General features: G+C 71.8%; 4 protein-coding genes. All 4 read left to right on the top strand.

Annotated features, from left to right (window positions below; translation table 11 throughout):
- On the top strand, positions 1-884 hold an 884-nt coding region (locus ACFQ7Q_RS30710), incomplete at its 5' end, for a phosphopantetheine-binding protein (protein ID WP_383560787.1).
- A 178-nt stretch (positions 885-1,062) separates the two neighbouring features.
- Positions 1,063-2,517, top strand: coding sequence for an MFS transporter (locus ACFQ7Q_RS30705; protein ID WP_383560789.1), 1,455 nt, complete (start codon positions 1,063-1,065; stop codon positions 2,515-2,517).
- 254 nt (positions 2,518-2,771) lie between these two features.
- Positions 2,772-5,597, top strand: a complete 2,826-nt coding sequence (locus ACFQ7Q_RS30700) for a helix-turn-helix transcriptional regulator (RefSeq protein WP_383560784.1) — start codon at positions 2,772-2,774, stop codon at positions 5,595-5,597.
- A 149-nt stretch (positions 5,598-5,746) separates the two neighbouring features.
- Positions 5,747-6,235, top strand: a complete 489-nt coding sequence (locus tag ACFQ7Q_RS30695; RefSeq protein ID WP_383560782.1) for a flavin reductase family protein — start codon at positions 5,747-5,749, stop codon at positions 6,233-6,235.
- Positions 6,236-6,260 lie beyond the last annotated feature (25 nt).

Here is a 6,260-nt window from a genome sequence, read left to right as displayed (position 1 = left end):
ACGCAGCCGCCAACACCTTCCTCGACGCACTCGCCCACCACCGCCACACCCAAGGACAACCCGCCACCTCCCTCGCCTGGGGACTCTGGGACGAGCGCAGCTCGTTGACGGAGAAGCTCGGGGAGGCCGACCTGGCCCGGATGGCCCGGGACGGCATCCTGCCGCTGGAGAACGCCGAAGGACTCGCGCTCTTCGACGCGGCCCTGGCGGGCCGTCAGCCCCTGGCCGTCGGTGTCGGGCTCGACCCGGCGGCCCTGCGGACGCGGGCCCGGGCGGGATCGCTGCCGGCGCTCTTCGGCGAACTGGTCGGCGAGAGCCGGACGGTGCGTCGGGCGGCGGCCGGTGCACAGGACGCGGCGGACGGCGGTACGGCGGTACGGGACCGGCTTGCGGCGCTGGCCGGCCCGGAGCGGCTCGAGCTGCTCCTCGGGCTGGTGCGGGGTCATGTGGCGACGGTGCTCGGACACACGGACGCGGGCGGGGTCGGCACCGAACGGCCCTTCAAGGAGCTGGGGTTCGACTCGCTCACCTCGGTCGAGCTGCGCAACCGGCTCAACGCGGGCTTCGGGCTGCGGCTGCCGAGCACGCTGGTCTTCGACCATCCGACGCCACTGGCGCTGGCCCGGCATCTGCTGGCGGCGCTCGCGCCGGCCGAGGAGGACCCGGTCTCATCGGTCCTGGCCGATCTGGACCGGATCGAGGCCCGGTTGGTGTCGCTCGGTTCGGGCGACGGCGGCCGGGGGCGGCTGACGGGCCGGGTGCGCGATCTGCTGCTGCGGCTGGAGTCGGAGGGTGCGGAGGCGGAGTCCGAGGCGGTCTCCCTGACGTCGGCGTCCGACGACGAGATCTTCGACTTCATCGACAGGGAACTGGGCGTCAACTGACGCGGACACGCTGACGATTGCTAAACGGGGACGGTCCCTGTATCTTCCCAGGAAGAACCGTGGAACGTCCCCGTTTAGCTTTCCGAGGAGATGCCGAATCATGAGTGAAGAGACCGTCGCGAGCACCGCGGGCCAGAGCCCGCCCGCCAAGGGAGGCGCGGCGGACCGCCGTCCCGGCATGGTGCTCGTCATCGTCCTCGCCCTCCAGACGATGCTCATCCTCGACGTGAACGTGGTGAACATCGCCCTCCCCGACCTCAAGGAGGCGCTGGACTTCACCCCGACCGGACTCTCCTGGGTCCTCAGCTCCTATCTGCTGACCTTCGGCGGACTGCTGCTGCTCGGCGGCCGCGCCGGAGACGTTCTCGGACACCGCCGCGGAATGCTCATCGGCGTCACGGTGTTCACGCTCGCCTCGCTGCTCGGCGGCCTCGCCAACTCGGCGGGAATGCTGCTCGCGGCCCGCGCGCTCCAGGGTGTCGGCGCCGCCATCGCCGCGCCGACCGTGCTGGCGCTGATCGCCACCCACTTCACCGACGACAAGTCCCGGGCCCGCGCCCTCGGTCTCTACGCGGCGGTCTCCGGCTCCGGCGCCGCCATCGGCCTGATCGGCGGCGGTCTGCTGACGGACTGGCTCTCCTGGCGCTGGGTGCTCTTCATCAACGTGCCCATCGGCATCGCCCTGCTGATCGCGGCCCCGATGTTCATCCACGAGACCGAGCGCAAGCCCGCCCGCTTCGACCTCGGTGGCGCCCTGACCTCGACCGTCGGCATGACCGCGCTGGTCTACGGCTTCATCCGGGCCGCCGAGAGCGGCTGGGGCGACACCCTGACCCTCGGCTCCTTCGCCCTGGCGATCGTCCTGCTCGCGCTCTTCGTCTTCATCGAGACCCACGCCAAGCAGCCGATCACCCCGCTGCGGCTGTTCGCCGACCGCAACCGCGCGACCGGGTACCTCTCGCTGCTGTTCGTCATGGCCGCCGGCAACGCGATGTTCTTCTTCCTGACCCAGTTCCTCCAGGAGGTCCGGGGCTTCACCCCCATCCAGGCGGGCCTGGCGTTCGTACCGCTCGCCGTGCTGATCCTCGCCACCTCCAGCATCGCCGCCAAGGCGCTGCCCAAGGTCGGCCCGCGCGTGCTGACCGCCGTCGGCGCCGCCGCCATCAGCGTCGGTCTGATCTGGTTCGCCCAGATCACCCCGGAGGCCGAGTACCTCTCCGCGCTGCTCGGTCCGATGCTCGTCGCCGGTCTGGGCATGGGCACCCTGCTCGTCGGCGTCACCACCATCCTGATGTCCGGCATCGCGCCGGAGGAGACCGGCGCCGCTTCCGGCCTGCTCAACGTGATGCAGCAGATCGGCGGCGCGCTCGGCCTGGCCATCATGGTCACCGTCTTCGGCGCCGCGAGCCGCGCCGCCTCGAACGAGGTCCCGGCCGGTCTGGATGCCAAGGGCACGGCGGACTTCGTCCTCACCGAGGGTGTCACCACCGCGTTCGCCTGGGGCGCCGGATTCACCGCGCTCACCATCCTGCTCACGCTCGTCATGCGCAGCGTCGCGATGGGCGGCGGCGACGACACGGAGCCGGCGCAGGAGCAGGCGGCGGGCCCCGCGCGCGAGGTCACGACCTCGTAGCCCGCTTCCCGCACACCCAGCGAAGCCCTGGTCGGCACCTGCCGACCAGGGCGCGTTCGTTATCCCTTACGCAAAGTATCTTCTGGTTCAGACCACCGTAACAAGCCACTCGTACCATCGTGACGGAGTGATCGTTAAGGTGGTACGCGAGGTGTCGACTCAAGGGGGAAGGGACGGTCATCGTGAATATGTCGCTGGTCACGGAGACTTCGACGCAGGCGTCTTCGGTGCGCTGCAAGGAGTCGTTACTGCTGTTGGGCGCGCTGCAGGAGTTGCAGAACGGTCGGGGAGGCATCGTCGAGGTGCTCGGCGAGCCCGGTTCGGGCAAGAGCCGCCTGCTGGCCCAGCTGACCTCCGCCGCGCGCGCCCGTGGCGTCCCGGTGCTGGACGGCCGCTGCTACCCGTCCGAGCAGCATGATCCTTTGCATGTGTTCACCCGCGCGCTGAACGGCCTGATGACGGCGGAGAGGCTGACCGACCTCTCCCCCGCCCACGCCGAGCTGCTGCGCGCCGGGCTCTGCGCCCGGCTGGGCGGACGGGGCGCCGAACTCCCTCCGCTCCAGCTCTCCCAGGCCGTCCACGCACTGCTCAACCAGGCCGCCGACGGGGGGCTGCTGCTCGTCCTGGACGACTTCCACTGGGCCGACCCCCAGTCGCTCGAGCTCGCCGACCACCTGGCCCGCTGGACGTTCCGGGCGCCGGTACTGCTCGTCCTCGCGCACCGGCCGCGGCAGGCGGCGCCCTCGCTGCTCAGCACCCTCGCCCAGGGCGCCGAGCAGGACCGGGTGCAGCGGATCGAGCTCCAGCCGCTCAATCTGGACCAGGCCGCCCGGCTCCTCGGCGTGCGGCCCGACACCGGCTGGCTGCCCTCGGTGCTCCAGGAGAGCCGCGGCAATCCGCTGTACCTGCTGGCGCAGGGCGACGCCTCGCCGCTCGGCCCCGGCTTGCGCCCCGACCTGCTGACCGGGCGGCTGGCGCCGCTGGCCGCCGAACTCGCCGTGCTCGACCCGGCGGAGCGGCTGGTGGCGGAGTCGGCGGCGGTGCTCGGCGACCGGTTCAGCCGGGACGAGCTGTCGGCCGTCTCCGAGCTGCCCGTCGACGAGACCTGCGCGGTCGTCAACACGCTCATCCAGCTGGACGTGATGCGGCCGCTGCGCTGCTCCGCCACGCAACTGGGCTTCCGGCACCCGGTGCTGCGCCGTGTGCTGCACGACCAGGCCGACCGCTGCTGGCGTTCGCAGGCCCATCGCAGGGCGCTCACCGTGCTCAACCGCCGGGCCGCGTCGGCCTCCGAGCGGGCCGTGCACATCGAGCTGTCGACCAGCTCCTTCACCCCGGAGGACCTGGAGACACTGGCCCGGGCAGGCAAGGAGACGGAGCAGAGTTCCCCGTACGACGCCGTACGTTGGCTGCTGACGGCCCTTCACGGACTGCCCGCGTCCGAGCAGTCCACCGGCCGGCTCCTCGGCCTGATCCCCCCGCTGGCACGGGCGCTGCGGGCGGCGAACTACCTCGCCGACGACGCCTCGCTGCGGATGCAGCTGACGCAGGGGTCGGCGCTGGGTCCGGGCGAGGCGCACCGGGCGGCGGTCCGGCTCTGCGTGATCGTCGAGTGCCTCCACGGGCGGTTCAGCGAGGCGGCGGAGCTGGTGACCGCCGAACTGGGCACCCTGCGCGAGATGGACGCTGACAACGATCTCCTGGCTCAGCTCACGATCTACCGAGGAATCGTTTCATCGCTCCGAGGCGACGACGAACTGCCCAAGGTGGCCGCCCAGGCCCTGGTCCTGGCCCGGGCCGGCGGCAAGCGCACGACGCTGGCCGGGGCCATGGCCCTGCATGCCCTCGGCGAGCTCTCCGCCGGCCGCACCGCGCAGTGCCTGGCCTCCTACGACGCCGCCGTGCGCCAGATGGACGAGCTCTCGCACAACGAGGTGTACTACCACTCCGAGTACCTCGCGCTGCTGGGCTGGTGCGCCCAGGCGCTCGGCCGGCCGCGCGAGGCGGAGTCGTTCTACGAGCGCGGCACCGCGGTGGTCCGGGACTGCTCGCACAACGCGATGCTGCCCGTGCTGCTGAGCGGACTGGCCGAGGCCCAGCTGCGTCAGGGCCGGCTGGAGAGCGCCCGCAGGTCCGCCGCCGAGGCCGCGGAGCTGTCGGGCTATCTGGGCGCCCAGCAGTTGCGCGCCGTGGCCCTCGCCCAGGAGGCGCTGTGCGTGACGTACGCCGATCCGCCGGGCAGCAGCCGGGCCTCGGCCCTCACCGAACAGGCCGTCACCACCCTGCGCCGCTCGGCCTGCCGCTGGCACGGCGCCGCCGTCCTCACCCTCGCCGAGGCGCTGCTGCTCCAGGGCAGCCCGGACCGCTGTGTGAGCCTGCTCCTGGAGCTCGGCGGCACCGAGCTTGGCGATCTGGATCCCGCCCAGCGTCCCCGCGCCTTCGAACTGCTCACCCTGGCCTCGCTCTCCGGCGGCACGGGCAGCACGTCGATGTGGGGCGACCGCACGGCCGGCGCGGCGCAGACCCTGCGGCTGCCGCACAACCGGGCGTACGCGCTGCTGTCGCGCGGGCACGTGCTCGTCGAGCAGGGCGACTGGGACGCGGCGGTGGCGCTGTACGAGGAGGCGGAGCGCGCCTTCGACAACGCGCAGCTGCGGCTCCACCGGCTGACGGCCCGGATCCGTGCGGCCCGGGCGGCGAGCAACAGCAGCCGTCCGGAGCGGGCGGCGGAGCTGTGGGCGTCCGCGCAGGAGCTGGCCGAGCAGTGGGACGTCCTGCTGCTGGCGCGGCTGAGCCCGGACACGCCGCTGGAGAACTCGCTGGGCCGTGGCTGCCACGCGCTGCTGCCCGCGCCGATCCCGCCGGTGACCGGTCTGGAGGTGCTGACGGAGCGGGAGCGGGAGGTCGCCCGGGTCGCGGGGACGGGCCGTCGGACGCGGGAGATCGCGGAGGCGCTGGGGCTGAGTCCGCGCACGGTGGAGGTGCATCTGTCCCGGATCTACCGGAAATTGGAGATCGGTTCGCGCGCGGAATTGGCTCGCTTGATGGCCGTACGTATTTCCACTGATGCCCGTACGTGATCCCTCTGTGAGGCTGAAGGCACGGCAATGAACCGCGCGGGGTCCGACCGGCCCCGGTTCAGTTCCTTCAGGGGGTTGAAGTGAGTCAAGATGGGGTCGCCCATCATCACGTCTGGTCCGCGTCCACCACGTGTCCGGGAACCGGCACGGTGGACGAGGAGCCGATCACGGCGGATGTGTTCCGGGGCGTTTTCCGGACACACCCGGCCGGCGTGGCGATCATCACAGCGATGGGTGAGAGAGGGCCCGTCGGGTTCACCGCGACCTCGCTCAGCTCGCTCTCGTCCGCCCCTCCCCTCGTCTCGTTCGGAGTGGGCCGGCGTGCCTCGTCATGGGCCACGATCTGCGCCGCCGAGTACGTGGCCGTACATCTCCTCGCCCTCGACCAGCAGGAACTCGCCACGACCTTCGCACGCAGCGGCGCCGATCGGTTCGCGCCGCCGACCCGTTGGAGGTCCGGCCCGCACGGAGTGCCGCTGCTCGACGGCGTGCCCGCGGCGCTGGTCTGCCGCAAGGTGTACGACCTGCCCGCCGGCGATCACACCCTGGTGATCGCGCAGCCGATTCACGCGCTCGAGGGCGACCCGGCGCACCCACTCGTCTATCTCGACGGTCGCTACGGCTCAGTGACGCGCTGAGCACTGTCGGTCCATGCGATCTCCG

Source organism: Streptomyces sp. NPDC056527 (genome assembly GCF_042794475.1).
In the GTDB taxonomy this organism is placed as follows: domain Bacteria; phylum Actinomycetota; class Actinomycetes; order Streptomycetales; family Streptomycetaceae; genus Streptomyces.
The sequence above is the reverse complement of the archived record's forward strand: the minus strand, read 5'-3'. Positions and strand labels throughout refer to the sequence as shown.